Genomic DNA, 16,545 nt, shown 5'->3' with positions numbered 1-16,545 from the left:
TGCCCGGATGGTTGCAGGCTGAACCATGGTTCGGGTGTCGCGCCGGGCGTGGGTGTCGTGGCCCGTCATCTTGCCGGTCCGGCTGATCACCTGGCCCGTAGGGGCTGTCTGGCTGAACGCGCTGCCGTCTCGATGCGGACAGCAGTCAGACGCATGCCTGTTCTGGGCCGGAGAGACGACGGGGCGCCCCGCGCGACCATCCATCACCGCGGAAAGCAAGGACGCGCCGTCGGGCGAGCTTGCCAGAGCGGGCCGGATCTGACGGCGCAACGGCGCCGCCCATCCTTTGTCAACCCTGCCTGCGTCCCACGGTTCCCCGCTGTCAAAGCATCGAGGGCAGCACCTGATCTGGCGGGCGGTGGCCGTCAGCGAAGGTCTTGATGTTCAGGATCACCTTCTCGCCCATCTCGATGCGGCCTTCGAGTGTGGCCGAGCCCATGTGCGGCAGCAGCACCACATTGGGCAGTTCGCGAAGGCGGGGGTTGATCTCGTGGCCATGTTCGAACACGTCAAGGCCCGCGCCAGCGATCTCGCCCGCACGGAGGCCGCGGGTCAGGGCGTTCTCGTCGATCACTTCACCGCGCGAGGTGTTCACGATCACCGCGGTGGGTTTCATCAGTTTCAGCCGTCGCGCGTTCATCAGGTGGAAGGTCGAGGGGGTGTGCGGGCAGTTGACCGAGATGATGTCCATCCGCGTCACCATCTGATCGAGGCTTTCCCAATAGGTCGCCTCGAGTTCGGCCTCTAGCTCGGGGCGCAGGCGCTTGCGGTTGTGATAGTGGATCTGCATGCCGAAGGCGCGGGCGCGGCGGGCAACCGCCTGCCCTATCCGGCCCATGCCGAGGATGCCCAAACGGCGCCCGCGCAGCCTGCCGCCCAGATGTGCCATCGGCGCCCAGCCTGCCCAGTTGCCACCCTGCATCTCGGCCAGGCCCTCGGGGATGCGCCGCGTGACCGCAAGGATCAGGGCCAGCGTCATGTCGGCGGTATCTTCGGTCACCACATCGGGGGTGTTCGAGACGAGGATCCCGCGCTGGCGCGCCGTCGCCACGTCGATGTGATCGACCCCGGCGCCATAGTTCGCGATCAGCTTCAGCTTGGGCCCGGCCTGTGCCAGCATGGTGGCGTCGATCTGGTCGGTCACGCACGGAACCAGCACATCGGCGCGGCACATCGCCTGCACCAGCTCGTCCCGCGTCATCTTGGTGTCGGGGTCGCGAAGTTCGACATCGAACAATTCCTTCAGACGGGTCTCGACCACGTCCGGCAGGCGTCGCGTCACGACAACACTGAGGCGTTCGACGGGCATTCTCTCTCTCCCTGCACTTCCAAATCCGGGCCTGTGGTGGCAAGGTGCCGCCAAGCGGGGCGCGGCACAAGCCCCGGCAGAGGCGGGACGGCGCGGCATGACGCCATGCGCGCCGAAAAGGCGGAACCGAACGATGGGACGGATGATCGCGGCGCTTGCTGTGGTGCTGGCACTGGTGGCAGGCGCAAAAACGCAGGCGCAGGACATGGCGGTGGAGCCGTCGGTCGAGGCTGCGATGGCGCCGCCGCCCGGGATGCCGGGAATGGGGCCGGTGACCAACCTGCCGCTGCCTCGGTATGTCTCGTTGAAGACGTCCGAGGGCAATGCGCGGCGCGGGCCGGGTCTGACGCATCGGATCGACTGGGTGTTCACCCGCGCCGGGATGCCGTTGCGCGTCACTGCCGAATACGAACACTGGCGCCGGGTCGAAGATTTCGAGGGCGCGGGCGGCTGGGTGCATTACTCGCTGCTGTCGGGGGTGCGCTCGGCCATGGTGGTGGCCGAGATGGCCGATCTGCACGAAGATCCGGCCAGCGGATCGCCGGTGAATGTTCATGCCGAGCGCGGGGTGATCGTGCGGCTGTTGCAGTGCATCACCGACTGGTGTCGGATCGGTGCCGGAGGCGAGCGGGGCTGGGTCATCAAGACCGCGCTTTGGGGCGTCGATCCCGACGAGGTGCTGGAGTAGCCTCGGCCCGCCAATGTCAGGGCCTTGCTGCGGGCCGGATTCTTGACGGGCTGTGCGGGGGCGGCATCATCCCCCTGACGGGTTTCAGAGGGTTTGATCCTTTCCGCCCTTAAACGCACTTCAAATCAATGCCTTGCGGGGCGGGGATTTCACCGGATTTAAGACTGAAAGCCGGATTTTCCGTGTCCGGCGGTCGATTGGCCGCATGAGGCGCGGAAAAAGCGCAATGAAATCAGATGACGGCGCCTGGGGCTGGACCCGGCCTGGATGCCGAACGGCAACCAATCGGGTGCCGCTCTGTCAGTGCCAGGAAGAAGGCCGCGCTCCATGCCAATCCGGCTTGCGGTGGCACTGAAAACCTGCATCTGCTTCAGAAGGTCCAACATGGACCTCGCGGCCAGGTCGGCGTCCGGGATGCCCGCCACCGTGTCGCCGCCGAAGATCGGTCCTTCAGGCAATATGCGGGGGCTAGGGGTTTGATCCCACGGTTTGAGGGTGCGATCCTTTCGAAGGAATGGAAGGAAGCACCAGGCGGGACTTCCCGCGGGCGAGTATGATGAGGCGGCCCACGCCCGCTTTGCCAAGGCGACACCCGCAAGGCCGAGATCGCCCGCTTCCTGACCAAGGGCGGCGTAAGCGAGGCGCGCGGGCTGATCGTCCAGCTTGTCGCCGCCGCTTGGGCGAAGTTCGGGGCGGACGGCACGATGAGCCTTCGCCGCATCCTGCGGGCCGTGGGGGGCCTCGATCCGGTGAACTTCGCGCCCGCGCTGCTGCCGGATCATGCGCGCACCGGAGGTCCGCGGGCCGAGATTTCGGACGAGGCATGGTCCTTCTGCATGACCACGCCGCGCGATGCCGGGCCGCAGTTCCCGCACAAGCAGGCATGGCGCGACGTGGCCCGCAGGTGGGGATGGACCTGGCCGAAGTACATCACCGCATGGCCGCGCGGGAACGCTGTTCCCGAGCCGCAAGCTTCAGTCGTGAGGCCGCGGTGCGCGCGCTCCATGCCGATCACGCGGGACAGGGAGCCATGACGGCGCTGGCCCTCGTGTCACTGGACGGGCGCGCCCTGGACTTCCGGGTGGACTTCGACGGCAAGATTGTCCGCATCGTCATGCTGGGCCTGATCGATGTGGCATCGAACTGCATGTGCGGATACGGGTTAGCCGTTTCTGAAAACGCCGTCGCGACGCCGCATCTGATCCGCAACGTCTGCCGCGAGCACGGTATCTTCGGCACCCTTTTTACCGGCAACGGTTCGGCATTCCCCCGGGCATCTGGTGGCAGGCGGAACCGACTTCAAATGGTGCGGCAAGCCGGGCGTGAAGCCTCTTGGCGTCTGCTATCACCTCGGGATCGACATCACCTTCGCCCTGCCCGCCAACGGGCAATCGAAGATCGCCGGGCGGCCCTTCGCCACCCTTTCCAGTGTGATCGATGACCGGCCCGAGTTCCGCGGCGCTCACGCCGAGCATGCACCCGGCGCGACCCCGACGCCGAATGTCGTGCCGGTCCCGTTCGCGGTGGCCGAAGCTGTCATTCGGCGCAAGATTGATCGGCACAACCGCGAAGGCGACCGGCGCAGCCAAGGCATGCGCGGCCGCTCCTATAAGCAGATGTTCAGCGCCGGCCAGAAGCACTGGATCATGCGCAAGCCTATGGTGCAAAAGCATTATTTTTCCGGGCTGATTTACAAGCCCGCTTCGGTGGATCGCTGAGGCCGGGTGCAGGTCAATACCTGGACCCAGGGCGATGCGACGTCTCGGGCCGCGCTGATGCCCTGGCACAAGAAGGGGCAGATCCTGATCGGCCGAAACCCAGACGGTTTTGCGGACCCGACCTTCGCCTTCGATGAGGCGGGCCGGCTGATCTGCAACCGGATCATGCCCGTTAGGCAGGGTGTTTACGAATGCCTTGAAGGGGGACGCGCGAAGCCGCGAAGAACCGCAAGGCGGCGCGGGTTGCCGTGGCGCAGGCAGCCATTCCCGGATATCGGCGGCTGGTCTCGGACCTTCTGAAACCACTGCTCAGACGTGGCGAAATCCACTCTCTGGTCGGGGCGGCCATGCGAAGGGATGGCCGACAACTCATTGCAGGCTAAGGGGCGAAACCCGTGCGAGACCCGCCTGTTCCGAATCCGCCAGCGGGGCGGTGACATGCTGCGCACGGACACCGATGGCAGTTGTTTCAGACAGGTCCAGCACAGGCGGCCCCGATCAGGCGGCGCTGTTCAGGATTGCCGCTTCGGCCGCGTCCAGCCTTCGGCCCAGTTCGTTCATTTGCAGGATCGCGCGGTTGACCTGCTCGACCCCGATCGTCTGTTCCTGACAGGCGGTGGTGATGTCGCCGACCAGCCCCGCGGTGCGATGCATGTCAGGCAACAGGCGGGCAAGGCTCTCCTCGGCCCGGGCCGAGGCGGCCAGCGTCGCTTCCGCCAGTTCGGCGATCTCGGTCGAGGCCTGTTCCACCCGCTCGGCCAGTTTGCGTACCTCGCCGGCGACCACAGCGAACCCGGCGCCATGGCTGCCGGCGCGGGCGGCCTCAATCGCGGCGTTCAGCGCCAGAAGGTTGGTCTGGCGCGCGATTTCCTGCACGACGGTCACCCGGGCAGCGATATCGCGCACCGCCGCCGCCGCCCCACCCACGGCATCGCCGCCGGTGGCGGCCAGATCGCTGACCTGTGCCGCGGCCTCTCGGGTCTGCTGCGCATTGTCGGCGGTCTGGCGCACGGTGGCGGCAATCTGTTCCATCGCCGACGAGGCATCGGCCAGCGAGCGGGAAAGCTGAACCGCGACCGCGCGCTCCTGCTCGATCTTGCGGCGTTCTTCTTCCAGCGCCTCGAAATAGGTCGAGACGCCGTATTCCATATCAAGGATCGTCGCCTTCAGGATGACGCCGATCTGTCCGGCCGCCCGGTCCACCCGGCGCCGCGACAGGAACCCGCGGCCCAGCATCCGCGGCAGCATCAGTGCGACCACCTTTTCAAGGATCAGCGCATAGCCGCCCAGATACCAGCGCGGCTCCAGCCCGATGCGGGCATGGGTGCGGCCCACACGGGTTGCGGTGGCGACATAGTCCCCGTCGATCTGACCCGAGGCGATGCGCTCCCAGTGCGCGATCTGCTTTTCCTTGGCGTGGTCCATGCGCGAGGGATCGCGAAAGAACTTTGCGGCCTCGGGTGTGGCGCGGACATTGTCATAAAAGTCGTGCAGCGCCTCTTGCACCGCCTGAAGGAATATCTCGCGCGTTTCGGGAAGCCGCTCCAGCGCCCCATCGTCAAGCTTCAGAAAATCCAGACGCTTCTGCAAGTCTTGCTGTGTGGTCACGACTGATACCCCAGAATGAATGGACACTGATTAAATCATGTGCGCTTTCCAGAATATGAATCCGGGCACCGCGACAATCCCTGCATTCGCGCCAAATTGCTACGAACAAGCGGCAAACCAAGCCGAAAGAATGTGAAAAGGGGGCCCGAAGGCCCCCTTTCCGTCCATCCCGCGAAGGGCGGTGGATCACATCATGCCGTCCATGCCGCCCATGCCGCCCATGCCGCCGCCGGCCGGAGCGCCTTTCGGCTCGGGCTTGTCGGCGATCATGGCTTCGGTGGTGATCAGCAACGAGGCGACCGAGGCCGCATCTTCCAGAGCGGTGCGAACCACCTTGGCCGGGTCGATCACGCCGAACTTGAACATGTCGCCATATTCTTCGGTCTGGGCGTTGAAGCCGAAGGTCTTGTCGTTCGACTCGCGCACCTTGCCGGCCACGACCGAACCATCCACGCCCGCGTTCTGGGCGATCTGGCGCAGCGGGGCTTCCAGCGCGCGGCGCACGATGGTGATGCCAGCGTTCTGGTCCGGGTTCTCGCCGGTCAGACCGTCAAGCACCTTGCCAGCCTGGATCAGCGCCACGCCGCCGCCGACAACGATGCCTTCCTGCACGGCCGCACGGGTCGCGTTCAGGGCGTCATCGACGCGGTCCTTGCGCTCTTTCACTTCGACTTCGGTCATGCCGCCGACGCGGATCACGGCCACACCGCCGGCCAGTTTCGCGACACGCTCTTGCAGCTTTTCGCGATCGTAGTCCGAGCTGGTTTCCTCGATCTGGGTGCGGATCTGCGACACGCGGGCTTCGATCTCGGCCTTGTCGCCCGAACCGTCCACGATGGTCGTGTTGTCCTTGTTGATCGAGACTTTCTTGGCGCGGCCGAGCATGTCGATGGTGACATTCTCAAGCTTCATGCCCAGGTCTTCCGAGATCACCTGACCGCCGGTCAGGATCGCGATGTCCTGAAGCATGGCCTTGCGGCGATCACCAAAGCCCGGGGCCTTGACGGCGGCGATCTTCAGGCCGCCACGCAGCTTGTTGACCACCAGCGTGGCCAGCGCCTCGCCTTCCACGTCTTCGGCGATGATCAGCAGCGGACGCTGGGCCTGAATCACGGCTTCCAGCAGCGGGACCATCGGTTGCAGCGACGAGAGCTTCTTCTCGTGCAGCAGGATGAACACGTCTTCCAGTTCCGCGGTCATCTTGTCGGCGTTGGTGACGAAGTAGGGCGACAGGTAGCCGCGGTCGAACTGCATGCCTTCGACGACTTCGACTTCCGTTTCGAGACCCTTGTTCTCTTCGACGGTGATCACGCCCTCGTTGCCGACCTTCTGCATCGCGTCAGCGATGAAGCGGCCGATCTGGGCTTCGCCGTTGGCCGAAATGGTGCCGACCTGAGCGACTTCATGCGAATCCGACACCGGACGCGAGGCGCCCTTGATCGCTTCCACGACCTTGAGGGTCGCAAGGTCGATGCCGCGCTTGAGGTCCATCGGGTTCATGCCCGCGGCCACGGCCTTCAGGCCTTCCTTGATGATGGCTTGCGCCAGCACGGTGGCGGTGGTGGTGCCGTCGCCCGCTTCGTCATTGGTGCGGGAAGCGACTTCCTTCACCATCTGCGCGCCCATGTTCTCGAACTTGTCGGAAAGTTCGATTTCCTTGGCGACCGACACACCGTCCTTGGTGATGCGCGGCGCACCGAACGACTTGTCGATCACCACGTTGCGGCCTTTCGGGCCCAGCGTGACCTTCACGGCATCGGCGAGGATGTTCACGCCGCGCAGCATGCGGTCGCGGGCATCGGTATCGAACTTGACGTCCTTGGCAGCCATTTTGTTGCTCCTGATTTTCTGTTGATGCGAATGTCTCGGGCGACTCAAAGCCCTGCCCCGTCAGAGGGGGGCCAAGCCGCGATCGGCCTGATGTCAGGCGATGATCCCGAGAATGTCGCTTTCCTTCATGATGAGCAGTTCCGCACCGTCGATGGTGACTTCGGTGCCCGACCATTTGCCGAACAGCACGCGGTCGCCCGCTTTCACCGACATCGCGATCAGTTCGCCCGAGTCCTTGCGCGCGCCTTCGCCGGTGGCGACCACTTCGCCCTCGGCCGGTTTTTCCTTGGCGGTGTCGGGGATGATCAGACCGCCCTTGGTCTTTTCGTCGCTCTGGACGCGGCGGACCAGCACGCGGTCATGCAGCGGTTTGAATGCCATCTGAGAACACTCCCTAGGTTCCAGGTTGAATACTATTGGCACTCACCATCAGCGAGTGCCAACGCCGGGAGAATTAGGCAACGCGCGGACGCCTGTCAACGGGGGGAATGCGTCAAATTGGCCGCCGCGCCTTGGCGCGGGCGGCGGTGCGTGCCACCTTCAGGCTTCACAACAAAGGATATGCCCCGCATGGCCCGACCGACGCCCCTGCTTGCTGCGCTGATCCTGTGGGTCGCGGCGCCGCTTCACGCCGCCTGCACCGGCGTCGACCTGATCGACGCGCTGCCCGCCGCCGACCGCGCCGCGGTCGAGGCCGAAGCCGCCCGCCAGCCCTTTGCCGCCGGCAATTTCTGGCGCGTGACCCGCGGCGACGAGCAGGCGGTGGTGGTCGGCACCTATCACCTGAACGACCCGCGCCACGATGCCAGCGTCGCGCGGTTGCGCCCGATCATCGAAAGCGCACAGACGCTGCTGGTCGAAGCCAGCCCGGCCGAGGAAGCGCGGCTGAAAGAGGCGATGGCGAAAGATCCGTCGCTGATGCTGTCCGATGGCCCCACCCTGCCCGAGCGGCTGACCGAAGACGAATGGCGGATGCTGTCGGATGCGCTGCGGGCGCGCGGCATCCCGCCCTTCATGGCAGCGAAATTCGCACCGTGGTATGTCTCGATGACCATTGCCATTCCGCCCTGCGCGATGGCCGAGGCACAGAACCCCGATGGACTTGACCGCCGGGCGATGAGGGTGGCCGAAGCGGCGGGCGTGCCGATTGCGGCGCTGGAGCCTTGGGACACCGTGTTCGGTCTGTTCGCGGACCTCGGCGAGGACGAGCAACTGGCGATGATCCGCACCGCGCTGCCGCTGGAGGATCGGGTGGCCGATCTCGCCGTGACGCTGTCCGGGCGCTATTTCACCGGCGAGTCGCGGAAAGTCTGGGAATACATGCGGCTCGAATCACACGACATGCCCGGCTATACCCCGGAAAGCGCGGATGCCGAATTTGCGCGAATGGAAGAAACGCTGATCCTTGGCCGCAACCGCGCCTGGGTTCCGGTGATCGAGACGGCGCTGGCGCGCGGCCCGGCCGTGGTCGCGGTGGGCGCGCTGCACCTGCCCGGGCAGGATGGCGTGCTGGCACTGCTGGAACGGCGGGGCTTCCGGGTCGAGCCGCTGACGCCCTGAACCTAGCGCGGCGTGTTGAACAGGGATGTGTAGACCGAAGCCGGCTTCAACGAGCGGCTCAGTTCGGCCAGAACCAGTTCATAGGGCAGATGGGCACGCGGATCGCGCATGGAAGACTCCTGTCAAGCATTCTGCGGGCGAAGATGGCGCCTGTGGGCGTGCAGCACAATTTCCGCATCGTCGCACCCGCCATGCCGCAGGTGCATGACACGCCCCCGCAGGGCCATGGCGTAAAGCCCGGGATCCAGGCCCTGCCCGGACGCGGGCGCGCCCCGGCCACAGGACGACCGGGCCGATGGCACCGCAGAACCGCCCACGGCCCGGTCCGGGTCCGCCGCCCCGTGGCGCCTCTCCGGGCACAGGACAGGCATCAGTCCAACTGCCGCCCGGACGCCCTGCACCGCCCCCCGCCGGTTGGTCTGTGGCCGCGTTGCTGCACTGCGGCAAGCTGCGTGCCGCTATCGTGACAAGGTCAAGATCCGCCCCTATAAGGCGGCCAGATCCATCCGCAGCGGGACATTCCAAATGATCAAGGTTTTCGGCCACAAATCCCCCGACACCGATTCCACCGGCTCGCCCATCATCTGGGCGTGGTATCTGACCGAAGTGGCCGGCACCCCCGCCAAGCCCGTCCTGCTGGGAGAGCCGAACACCGAGGCGGCCTTTGTGCTGCGGCACTGGGGGTTGGACAAGCCCGAGATCATCACCGATGTCACCGCCGAGGACACCTGCGTGATCGTCGACACCAACAACCCGGCCGAACTGCCGGCCTCGATCAACGACGCAAAGGTGGTGGGCATCATCGACCACCATCTGCTGGTCGGCGGCATCAAGACCAAATCGCCGATCGACATCACCATCCGCCCGTTGGCCTGCACCGCCACCATCATGCACGACCTGATGGGTGATGCGCTGTCGCGCGCGCCCCGCGCGATCAAGGGCGCGATGCTGTCCTGCATCCTGTCCGACACGCTGGAGTTCCGCTCGCCCACCACCACGCCGCATGACCGCGCGGTGGCCGAAAAGCTGGCCGCCGATCTGGGCATCGACATCCCGTCCTTCGCGGCCGAACTGTTCGCCGCAAAATCCGATGTCTCGGCGTTCTCGGATGCCGAACTGCTGCGGATGGATTCCAAGGAATACGAGATCGAGGGCAAGCAGTTCCGCATCTCGGTGCTGGAAACCACCGCACCGCAGGTTCTGCTGGACCGCAAGGCCAGCCTGATGGCCGCCATGCCGGGCGTTGCCGCCCAAGATGGCGCCGATCAGGTCGTGCTGTTCATCGTCGACATCCTGCGCGAAGAGGCCACGCTGCTGGTGCCGAACGATCTGGTGAAGCAACTGGCCGAGAAAAGCTTTGGCGCGACCGTGACCGGCGACAGCGTGGTGCTGCCCGGCATCATGAGCCGCAAGAAGCAGATCATCCCGGCGCTGAAACTGTGACCACGGGGGCCGGGCAACCGGCCCTTCATCGACGGCCGGGCGGCGCATCGCCCGGCCGCGACCGTCCCGCACGGGCGACGCGCCCGGCCCCTGACCGGAAAGGCGCATCCCATGAGCCGCATCATCGCTTCGCTGGCCGAAATCTCGGGGCCCTACCGGGCGCTTTACTGCGACCTGTGGGGCTGCCTGCACAACGGCCGCCAACCCTTTCCCGAGGCGGTCGAGGCGCTGCGCGCCTTCCGGGCCAAGGGCGGGACGGTGGTGCTGTTGACCAACGCGCCGCGGCCGAAGCCTTCGGTGCGCCGGCAACTGGATACCATCGGCGTGCCCACCGACTGCTATGACGAGATCGCCTCGTCCGGCGATGCGGCGCAATATGCGCTGGTGACGGGGGCGGTGGGGCGCAAGGTCTATCACCTTGGGCCGGACAAGGATGACACCTTCTTCACCGAACTGTCCGACGACCTGACCGGCATCGCGGCCAACCAACCACCCATCGAAAAGGTGCCGCTGGCGCAGGCGCAGGGCATCGTCTGCACCGGCCTGTTCGACGACCTGACCGAAACCCCCGACGACTATCGCGCCACCCTGCTTTACGCCCGCGAAAAGGGGCTGAAGCTTTTGTGCGCCAATCCCGACATCGTGGTGGATTACGGCGACAAGCGCATCTACTGCGCCGGCGCCATCGCCGAAGCCTATGACGCGATGGGCGGCGAAAGCCTGTACTTCGGCAAGCCCCACCCGCCGATCTACGATCTGGCCAAGCGCCGGCTGGATGCGATCCGCCCCGGCATCGTGCACGAGGAAATCCTGTGCATCGGCGACGGCATCGGCACCGACATCCGCGGCGGCATGGCCGAGGATCTGGACACCCTGTTCATCACCGGCGGGCTGGCCATGGACATCTTCGGCGAGAATGGCGAGCGGCTGGACCCCGCGCGGCTGTCGAACTGGCTGGCCGAGGTCGAACTGTCGCCGTCCTATGTCATCCCGCGGTTGCGTTAACCCGACGGCAAGATTGTTGCGCCTTTAGTCGCAGGCGGGAACATTTATTGCCCGCGCATCTTGTGCTGCGATGCAGCGCAGATTAACGTGCACGGCACCAGCTAAGGGATTCGCAGGATGCTCGACAACATGCCCCGCGGGACGATCTGCATCGAAGACCTCGAGATCGGCATGAGCCGGTCCTTGCGCAAGGAAGTGACCGACCGCGACATCGAACTGTTCGCAGAAGTCTCGACCGACCGGAACCCGGTGCATCTGGACGACGATTACGCACGCGACACGATCTTTGAAGGCCGCATCGCCCATGGGATGCTGACCGCGGGCCTGATCTCGGCCGTGATCGGCGAACAGTTGCCGGGCCATGGCACCGTCTATCTGGGCCAGTCGCTGAAGTTTCTGGCCCCCGTCCGCCCGGGCGATGTGGTGCTGGCCGAAGTGACGGTGACGGCGATCGATCACGGCAAACGCCGGGTGACCCTTGAAACCCGCTGCCTCGTGGGCAATACCACCGTCCTGAAGGGCGAGGCGCTGGTTCTGGCGCCAAGCCGCAAATTCGACTGACGGCGGGCTCCCCGCCCGCGGGGACCGATGCGCATCTACCACCATTGGCAAGGGCTTCAGGCGTGCGACCGGGGCGCCTCGGTCGCGATGGGCAATTTCGACGGCCTGCACCTTGGCCATCAGCGGGTGATCGACCTTGCCCGCGGGCGCGGCCCCTTGGGCGTCATCACGTTCGAGCCGCACCCACGCGAGGTCTTCGCCCCCGACGCCGCCCCCTTCCGGCTGATGAACGCCGAGGCCCGCGCCAACCGTCTGGCCAAGCTGGGGGTTGAGCGGCTTTATGAACTGCCGTTCGACCGCGCGCTGGCCGGGCTTTCCCCCGAGGATTTCGCCCGCGACGTGCTGGCCCGGGGGCTGGGCGTCAGCCATGTCGTGGTGGGCGCCGACTTCCGCTTTGGCCGTGGCCGCAGCGGCACGGTGGCGGATCTGTCCGCGCTTGGCCAACGCTTCGGCTTTGCGGTGACGGCGGCGGATCTGCTGACGGTCGAAGGGCTGGAAATCTCGTCCACCGCGATCCGCGTCGCGCTGAGCGAGGGCCGCCCGCGCGATGCAGCGACGATGCTGGGCCACTGGCACCGGATCGAGGGCGAGGTTCTGCATGGCGACAAGCGCGGTCGCGATCTGGGCTTTCCCACCGCCAACATGTCGGTGAACGGGCTGCATCTACCGCGCCTTGGCGTCTATGCGGTCAAGGTGGACGTGCTGAGCGGGCCGCAAAAGGGCACCTATTCCGGCGCCGCCAGCCTTGGCGTGCGGCCGATGTTCGGCGAGAACCGGCCCAATCTGGAAAGCCATCTGTTCGACTTTGCGGGCGAGCTGTATGGCGAACATCTGTCGGTCGCCTTCGTCGACTATCTGCGCCCCGAAATGGTCTTTGACGGCCTGCCCGCCCTTGTCGCGCAGATGGATCGCGATTGCGCCCGCGCCCGCGAAATCCTGACCACCTGATTCCCCTTTTCCGCCCCACGGGGCCCAAGGTGCCGCGATGACCAAGCCCCCCGCCCTTCGCCCGTCGTTCTGGGACCGCGTGCCGCTTGACCGGATGAACCCGGCCGAATGGGAGTCCCTGTGCGACGGGTGTGGCAAGTGCTGCCTGAACAAGATCGAGTTCGAGGACACCGGCGAAGTCGCCTTCACCCGCATCGCCTGCCGCCTTCTGGACGGCGAAAGCTGCCGCTGCACCAACTATGAAATCCGCCGCCAGTTCGTGCCCGATTGCGTGCAACTGTCGCCCGCAACACTGCCCAAGATCGCCTACTGGATGCCGCGCACCTGCGCCTACCGGCTGCTGTGGGAAGGCAAAAGCCTGCCATCGTGGCATCACCTGCTGACAGGCAGCCACGACTCGATCCACGAGGCCGGCGCCTCGGTCCGCGGCTGGACCGTGCCCGAATTCGAGGTGAACGAGGACGACTGGGAAGACCACATCATCGACGAGACCCCCTGACCCCCCGCGCCGGGCGCCTTGCCTGCACATCCATGTCACGGCGCCGCCTGATCGGTCAGCAAACAGAGAGCGCAAGGCGACATTTCGGTATTGGTCCTCTGGTGCGGTTTTCAAGACCCTGGCCCGGTGCTAGAGGGTGTTCGACATCACGAATCCGCCCCTGAAACGCGGGCCCCCCGAGGAATATCCCATGCCAGCCATGAACGAGCCGAAGCTGATCTCCGGCAACGCCAACCTCGCGCTTGCGAAATCCATCGCGCGGCGGATGTCGGTGCATCGCGGCATGGCGGTCTCGTTGGTGGATGCCCGGATCGAGCGGTTCAACGATCAGGAAATCTTCGTCGAAGTCTACGAGAACGTCCGCGGCGAAGACATGTATGTGATCCAGCCGACATCGAACCCGGCAAACGACAACCTGATGGAACTGCTGATCATGGTCGATGCGCTGCGGCGGTCCTCGGCCAGCCGCATCACCGCGGTGATCCCCTATTTCGGCTATGCCCGGCAGGATCGCCGCGCCAAGGCCCGGACGCCGATTTCCGCCAAGCTGGTGGCGAACCTGATCACCGAGGCCGGCGTTGACCGTGTCCTGACGCTGGACCTGCACGCGGCCCAGATTCAGGGCTTCTTCGACATTCCGGTGGACAACCTGTATTCGGCGCCGGTCTTTGCGCTGGATATCGAACACCATTTCAAGGGCCAGATGCAGGATCTGATGGTGGTCTCGCCCGACGTGGGCGGCGTGGCGCGGGCGCGCGAGATCGCCAAGCGCATCAACGCGCCCCTTGCCATCGTCGACAAGCGCCGCGAAAAGCCCGGCGAGATTGCCGAGATGACCGTGATCGGCAACGTCACCGGCAAGAAATGCATCATTGTCGATGACATCTGCGACACCGCCGGCACGCTGTGCAAGGCGGCCGAAGTGCTGGTGAACAACGGCGCGACCGAAGTCCATTCCTACATCACCCACGGCGTCCTGTCCGGCCCGGCGGTAGAGCGGGTGCAGAAATCGGTGATGAAAAGCCTTGTCATCACCGATTCGATCGAACCGACCGCCGCGGTGCAGGCGGCCTCGAACATCCGCATCGTGCCGACCGCACCGATGTTTGCCCAAGCCATCCTGAACATCTGGAGCGGCACCAGCGTCTCGTCCCTGTTCGAGACCGACACGCTGGTTCCGATCTATGAAGGCATGTATCAGCGCGGCTGATCCCGGCGCCATCCAACCGCAAAGGCCGCGTCCACGCCGGGCGCGGCCTTTGTCATGCGGGGCTCATGCCGCGTGCAGGGCAATCCCGTGCCGCGCCGCCAGATCGGTGAAGAACTGCCACGCCACCCGCCCAGACCGCGCGCCACGGGTTGCCTGCCACTCGATCGCCTCGGCGCGCAATGTGGCGGGATCGATCACCAGCCCATGCGCCGCACAATAGCCGCCGATCATCTCCAGATATTCGTCCTGCGAACAGGGATGGAACCCCAGCCACAGCCCGAAACGGTCCGACAACGACACCTTCTCCTCGACCGCTTCCGACGGGCTGATCGCCGTCGAGCGTTCGTTCTCGATCATGTCGCGCGGCATCAGATGACGCCGGTTCGACGTGGCGTAAAGGATCACATTGTCGGGCCGGCCCTCGATCCCGCCATCCAGAACCGCCTTCAACGATTTGTAATGCTGGTCGTCGTGGCTGAAGGACAGGTCGTCGCAAAACAGGATGAAGCGATGCGGCGCGGCGCGCAGATGCTTCAACAGTCGCTGCACCGAGGGCAGATCCTCGCGGCTCAACTCGACGATCTTCAGCGGCGCACCGCCCGCGACCACCGCCGCATGAACCGCCTTCACAAGGCTGGATTTCCCCATCCCCCGCGCGCCCCAAAGCAGCGCGTTGTTGGCCGGCAAGCCGCGGGCGAAATGCCGGGTATTGTCCAGCAGGATATCGCGCGCCCGGTCGACCCCCACCAGCAACGACAGATCCACCCGCGCCACCCGCGCAACGGGCTCAAGTCGGTCTGGCGCTGTGTGCCAGACAAAGGCGCAGGCGGCATCGAAATCGGGCGCCGGCATCGGCGGTGGGCTCATCCGTTCCAGCGCCGCCGCGATCCGCTGAAGCGGATCACTCATGCCTTGCCATCCTCATCCTCGTCGTCCTCGACCCACAGGCCCTCGGCGCGCAATTCGGCCTCGCGCTTGCGCTCAATCCGGCGGATCAGGAAAATCGAGACCTCATACAGCGGATAAACCGCACCGAACAGGATCAGCTGGGACATCATGTCGGGCGGCGTGACCAGCGCGGCCACGACAAGGATCAGCACGATGGCATATTTCCGCATCGCCTTCAGCCCGCGCGAGGTGACAAGCCCCGCCTTGCCCATCAGCGTCAAAAGCACCGGAAGCTGGAAACACAGCCCGAAAGCCAGAATGAAATTGGTGGTCAGCGCCAGATACTGCTCCATCGAGCCCTGAAACACCACGCCAGCCAGCTGGGCGCCATCCTCGGCCCCCGGCTGATCGGTCATGAACTGCTGAAAACCAAGGAAGAAGTCGAAGGCGATCGGCAGAACGACATAGAAGGCAAACAGCCCTCCCAGCAGGAACATCACCGGCGAAGCGATCAGGAACGGCAGGAAGGCCGCCTTTTCATTGCGGTAAAGGCCGGGCGCCACAAACCGCCACATCTGCATCGCAACTACAGGAAAGGACAGGATAACCCCGCCCATGAACGAGATCCGGATCGCAACGAAGAAGCCTTCCTGCAACTTGATCAGCACCAGCCCGCAATCCTGACCGCGATCGGTCAGGGCCGCACAGATCGGCTGGGTCAGAAAGTTGAAAACCGGGTTCCAGACCGAGAAAGACACCAGCATCGCCACGACGAATGCGGCAAGCGAAATAAGAATGCGCGTGCGCAACTCTGCCAGATGCTCGATCAGCGGGGCGCTGGAACTGTCGATGTCGTCAGCCGGTTTGCTGCTCATGCGTCACTCTTGGGATCGGAAGCGGGCACGGCATCTGCGGCCGCCGCAACGGTGGCGGCACCCGCAGCGGACGGCGCGGCCGGGGGCACAGGCCCCTTCGGCATCGTGGGCGGCGCCTTCATCGGATCCCATTTCTCGAATTTCTCGGCCGCCTGCTTGACGGCCTCCAGCCCCATACTGCGCGGCGACGTGATGTTCTGAACATCCTTCGCCACATCCTTCACCCCGGTCTCGTCCGCCGCCGCTTCCATCGCGCGCTGGAACTCGCGCGCCATGTTGCGCGCCTTGGCTGTCATCCGGCCAAGGGTGCGGAACATCTCGGGCAGATCCTTCGGACCCACGACGATCAGCGCGACCACGCCGATGACAAGCAGCTCGCTCCAGCCGATGTCCAACATCGGAT

18 protein-coding genes are annotated in these 16,545 nt (G+C 65.3%); 10 read left to right on the top strand and 8 right to left on the bottom strand.

All coding sequences use genetic code 11. The annotated features are described in order from the left end of the window. Positions 1–322: 322 nt before the first annotated feature. The gene (locus CRO07_RS10960; RefSeq protein WP_097030734.1) at positions 323–1,309 is read right to left on the bottom strand and encodes a 2-hydroxyacid dehydrogenase; all 987 of its coding nucleotides are present in this window, start codon (positions 1,307–1,309) and stop codon (positions 323–325) included. Positions 1,310–1,442: 133 nt separating this feature from the next. On the opposite strand from CRO07_RS10960, the gene CRO07_RS10955 reads away from it, so the two are divergent. After that, positions 1,443–1,997: an SH3 domain-containing protein gene (locus tag CRO07_RS10955; RefSeq protein WP_097030733.1), complete on the top strand. Its 555-nt coding sequence runs from the start codon at positions 1,443–1,445 to the stop codon at positions 1,995–1,997. 158 nt (positions 1,998–2,155) lie between these two features. On the opposite strand, the gene CRO07_RS10950 is transcribed toward CRO07_RS10955, so the two are convergent. Continuing rightward, entirely contained in the window at positions 2,156–2,779 is a 624-nt protein-coding gene (locus CRO07_RS10950; RefSeq protein ID WP_097030732.1) for a hypothetical protein, read from the bottom strand. Between the two features lie 498 nt (positions 2,780–3,277). Here CRO07_RS10950 and CRO07_RS10945 point away from each other — a divergent pair, with 498 nt between their 5' ends. Both CRO07_RS10945 and CRO07_RS10940 read left to right on the top strand, forming a co-directional pair. Further along, positions 3,278–3,715, top strand: a complete 438-nt coding sequence (locus CRO07_RS10945; RefSeq protein WP_097030731.1) for a hypothetical protein — start codon at positions 3,278–3,280, stop codon at positions 3,713–3,715. A gap of 6 nt (positions 3,716–3,721) precedes the next feature. After that, positions 3,722–4,015 (top strand): hypothetical protein, encoded by a 294-nt coding sequence (locus CRO07_RS10940; protein WP_097030730.1) that lies wholly within the window; start codon positions 3,722–3,724, stop codon positions 4,013–4,015. Positions 4,016–4,213: 198 nt separating this feature from the next. Here the strand turns inward: CRO07_RS10940 and CRO07_RS10935 are convergent, their stop codons facing one another. The 3 genes from CRO07_RS10935 to CRO07_RS10925 all read right to left on the bottom strand — a co-directional run bounded on the left by CRO07_RS10935 (position 4,214) and on the right by CRO07_RS10925 (position 7,534). After that, positions 4,214–5,323 (bottom strand): globin-coupled sensor protein, encoded by a 1,110-nt coding sequence (locus CRO07_RS10935; protein WP_097030729.1) that lies wholly within the window; start codon positions 5,321–5,323, stop codon positions 4,214–4,216. Between the two features lie 186 nt (positions 5,324–5,509). Further along, on the bottom strand, positions 5,510–7,153 hold the full coding sequence (gene groL, locus CRO07_RS10930; RefSeq protein ID WP_097030728.1) for a chaperonin GroEL: 1,644 nt from the start codon (positions 7,151–7,153) through the stop codon (positions 5,510–5,512). A gap of 93 nt (positions 7,154–7,246) precedes the next feature. Then, positions 7,247–7,534 (bottom strand): co-chaperone GroES, encoded by a 288-nt coding sequence (locus tag CRO07_RS10925; RefSeq protein ID WP_097030727.1) that lies wholly within the window; start codon positions 7,532–7,534, stop codon positions 7,247–7,249. Between the two features lie 189 nt (positions 7,535–7,723). Between CRO07_RS10925 and CRO07_RS10920 the strand changes: the two genes are divergently transcribed. The 7 genes from CRO07_RS10920 (at position 7,724) to CRO07_RS10885 (ending at position 14,379) form a co-directional block, all read left to right on the top strand. Continuing rightward, positions 7,724–8,713, top strand: a complete 990-nt coding sequence (locus tag CRO07_RS10920) for a TraB/GumN family protein (RefSeq protein ID WP_097030726.1) — start codon at positions 7,724–7,726, stop codon at positions 8,711–8,713. Positions 8,714–9,238: 525 nt separating this feature from the next. Continuing rightward, the gene (locus tag CRO07_RS10910) at positions 9,239–10,156 is read left to right on the top strand and encodes a manganese-dependent inorganic pyrophosphatase (RefSeq protein WP_097030725.1); all 918 of its coding nucleotides are present in this window, start codon (positions 9,239–9,241) and stop codon (positions 10,154–10,156) included. A gap of 111 nt (positions 10,157–10,267) precedes the next feature. Then, positions 10,268–11,161, top strand: coding sequence for a TIGR01459 family HAD-type hydrolase (locus CRO07_RS10905; protein ID WP_097030724.1), 894 nt, complete (start codon positions 10,268–10,270; stop codon positions 11,159–11,161). A 117-nt stretch (positions 11,162–11,278) separates the two neighbouring features. After that, positions 11,279–11,722 carry a MaoC family dehydratase gene (locus CRO07_RS10900; RefSeq protein WP_097030723.1) on the top strand — a complete coding sequence of 148 codons (444 nt, stop codon included), beginning with the start codon at positions 11,279–11,281 and terminating at the stop codon, positions 11,720–11,722. 27 nt (positions 11,723–11,749) lie between these two features. Continuing rightward, positions 11,750–12,670, top strand: a complete 921-nt coding sequence (locus CRO07_RS10895; RefSeq protein WP_097030722.1) for a bifunctional riboflavin kinase/FAD synthetase — start codon at positions 11,750–11,752, stop codon at positions 12,668–12,670. A 37-nt stretch (positions 12,671–12,707) separates the two neighbouring features. Then, positions 12,708–13,169, top strand: a complete 462-nt coding sequence (locus CRO07_RS10890; protein WP_097030721.1) for a YcgN family cysteine cluster protein — start codon at positions 12,708–12,710, stop codon at positions 13,167–13,169. A 190-nt stretch (positions 13,170–13,359) separates the two neighbouring features. Continuing rightward, positions 13,360–14,379 carry a ribose-phosphate pyrophosphokinase gene (locus CRO07_RS10885; protein WP_097030791.1) on the top strand — a complete coding sequence of 340 codons (1,020 nt, stop codon included), beginning with the start codon at positions 13,360–13,362 and terminating at the stop codon, positions 14,377–14,379. A 63-nt stretch (positions 14,380–14,442) separates the two neighbouring features. On the opposite strand, the gene CRO07_RS10880 is transcribed toward CRO07_RS10885, so the two are convergent. From CRO07_RS10880 to tatB, 3 genes are read right to left on the bottom strand one after another with little or no spacing between them, the layout of a single operon-like run. Next, positions 14,443–15,288: an ATP-binding protein gene (locus CRO07_RS10880; RefSeq protein WP_097030720.1), complete on the bottom strand. Its 846-nt coding sequence runs from the start codon at positions 15,286–15,288 to the stop codon at positions 14,443–14,445. Continuing rightward, positions 15,285–16,142: a twin-arginine translocase subunit TatC gene (gene tatC / locus CRO07_RS10875; protein WP_097030719.1), complete on the bottom strand. Its 858-nt coding sequence runs from the start codon at positions 16,140–16,142 to the stop codon at positions 15,285–15,287. Before tatC ends, CRO07_RS10880 begins: the two co-directional genes overlap by 4 nt. Next, positions 16,139–16,540, bottom strand: a complete 402-nt coding sequence (gene tatB, locus CRO07_RS10870; protein WP_097030718.1) for a Sec-independent protein translocase protein TatB — start codon at positions 16,538–16,540, stop codon at positions 16,139–16,141. The genes tatC and tatB overlap by 4 nt, the downstream gene beginning before the upstream one ends. Positions 16,541–16,545 lie beyond the last annotated feature (5 nt).

The organism is Cereibacter ovatus, assembly GCF_900207575.1.
Lineage (GTDB): Bacteria > Pseudomonadota > Alphaproteobacteria > Rhodobacterales > Rhodobacteraceae > Cereibacter_A > Cereibacter_A ovatus.
The sequence above is the reverse complement of the archived record's forward strand: the minus strand, read 5'-3'. Positions and strand labels throughout refer to the sequence as shown.

What these genes read in the sequence shown, in the direction of transcription:
- CRO07_RS10895 (WP_097030722.1), top strand. Translation starts at nt 11,750, where the DNA reads ATGCGCATCTACCACCATTGGCAAGGGCTTCAGGCGTGCGACCGGGGC.
- CRO07_RS10900 (WP_097030723.1), top strand. Translation starts at nt 11,279, where the DNA reads ATGCTCGACAACATGCCCCGCGGGACGATCTGCATCGAAGACCTCGAG.
- CRO07_RS10955 (WP_097030733.1), top strand. Translation starts at nt 1,443, where the DNA reads ATGGGACGGATGATCGCGGCGCTTGCTGTGGTGCTGGCACTGGTGGCA.
- CRO07_RS10950 (WP_097030732.1), bottom strand. Translation starts at nt 2,779, where the DNA reads ATGATCCGGCAGCAGCGCGGGCGCGAAGTTCACCGGATCGAGGCCCCC.
- CRO07_RS10910 (WP_097030725.1), top strand. Translation starts at nt 9,239, where the DNA reads ATGATCAAGGTTTTCGGCCACAAATCCCCCGACACCGATTCCACCGGC.
- CRO07_RS10890 (WP_097030721.1), top strand. Translation starts at nt 12,708, where the DNA reads ATGACCAAGCCCCCCGCCCTTCGCCCGTCGTTCTGGGACCGCGTGCCG.
- CRO07_RS10925 (WP_097030727.1), bottom strand. Translation starts at nt 7,534, where the DNA reads ATGGCATTCAAACCGCTGCATGACCGCGTGCTGGTCCGCCGCGTCCAG.
- tatC (WP_097030719.1), bottom strand. Translation starts at nt 16,142, where the DNA reads ATGAGCAGCAAACCGGCTGACGACATCGACAGTTCCAGCGCCCCGCTG.
- CRO07_RS10960 (WP_097030734.1), bottom strand. Translation starts at nt 1,309, where the DNA reads ATGCCCGTCGAACGCCTCAGTGTTGTCGTGACGCGACGCCTGCCGGAC.
- CRO07_RS10880 (WP_097030720.1), bottom strand. Translation starts at nt 15,288, where the DNA reads ATGAGTGATCCGCTTCAGCGGATCGCGGCGGCGCTGGAACGGATGAGC.
- CRO07_RS10885 (WP_097030791.1), top strand. Translation starts at nt 13,360, where the DNA reads ATGCCAGCCATGAACGAGCCGAAGCTGATCTCCGGCAACGCCAACCTC.
- CRO07_RS10905 (WP_097030724.1), top strand. Translation starts at nt 10,268, where the DNA reads ATGAGCCGCATCATCGCTTCGCTGGCCGAAATCTCGGGGCCCTACCGG.
- groL (WP_097030728.1), bottom strand. Translation starts at nt 7,153, where the DNA reads ATGGCTGCCAAGGACGTCAAGTTCGATACCGATGCCCGCGACCGCATG.
- CRO07_RS10920 (WP_097030726.1), top strand. Translation starts at nt 7,724, where the DNA reads ATGGCCCGACCGACGCCCCTGCTTGCTGCGCTGATCCTGTGGGTCGCG.
- tatB (WP_097030718.1), bottom strand. Translation starts at nt 16,540, where the DNA reads ATGTTGGACATCGGCTGGAGCGAGCTGCTTGTCATCGGCGTGGTCGCG.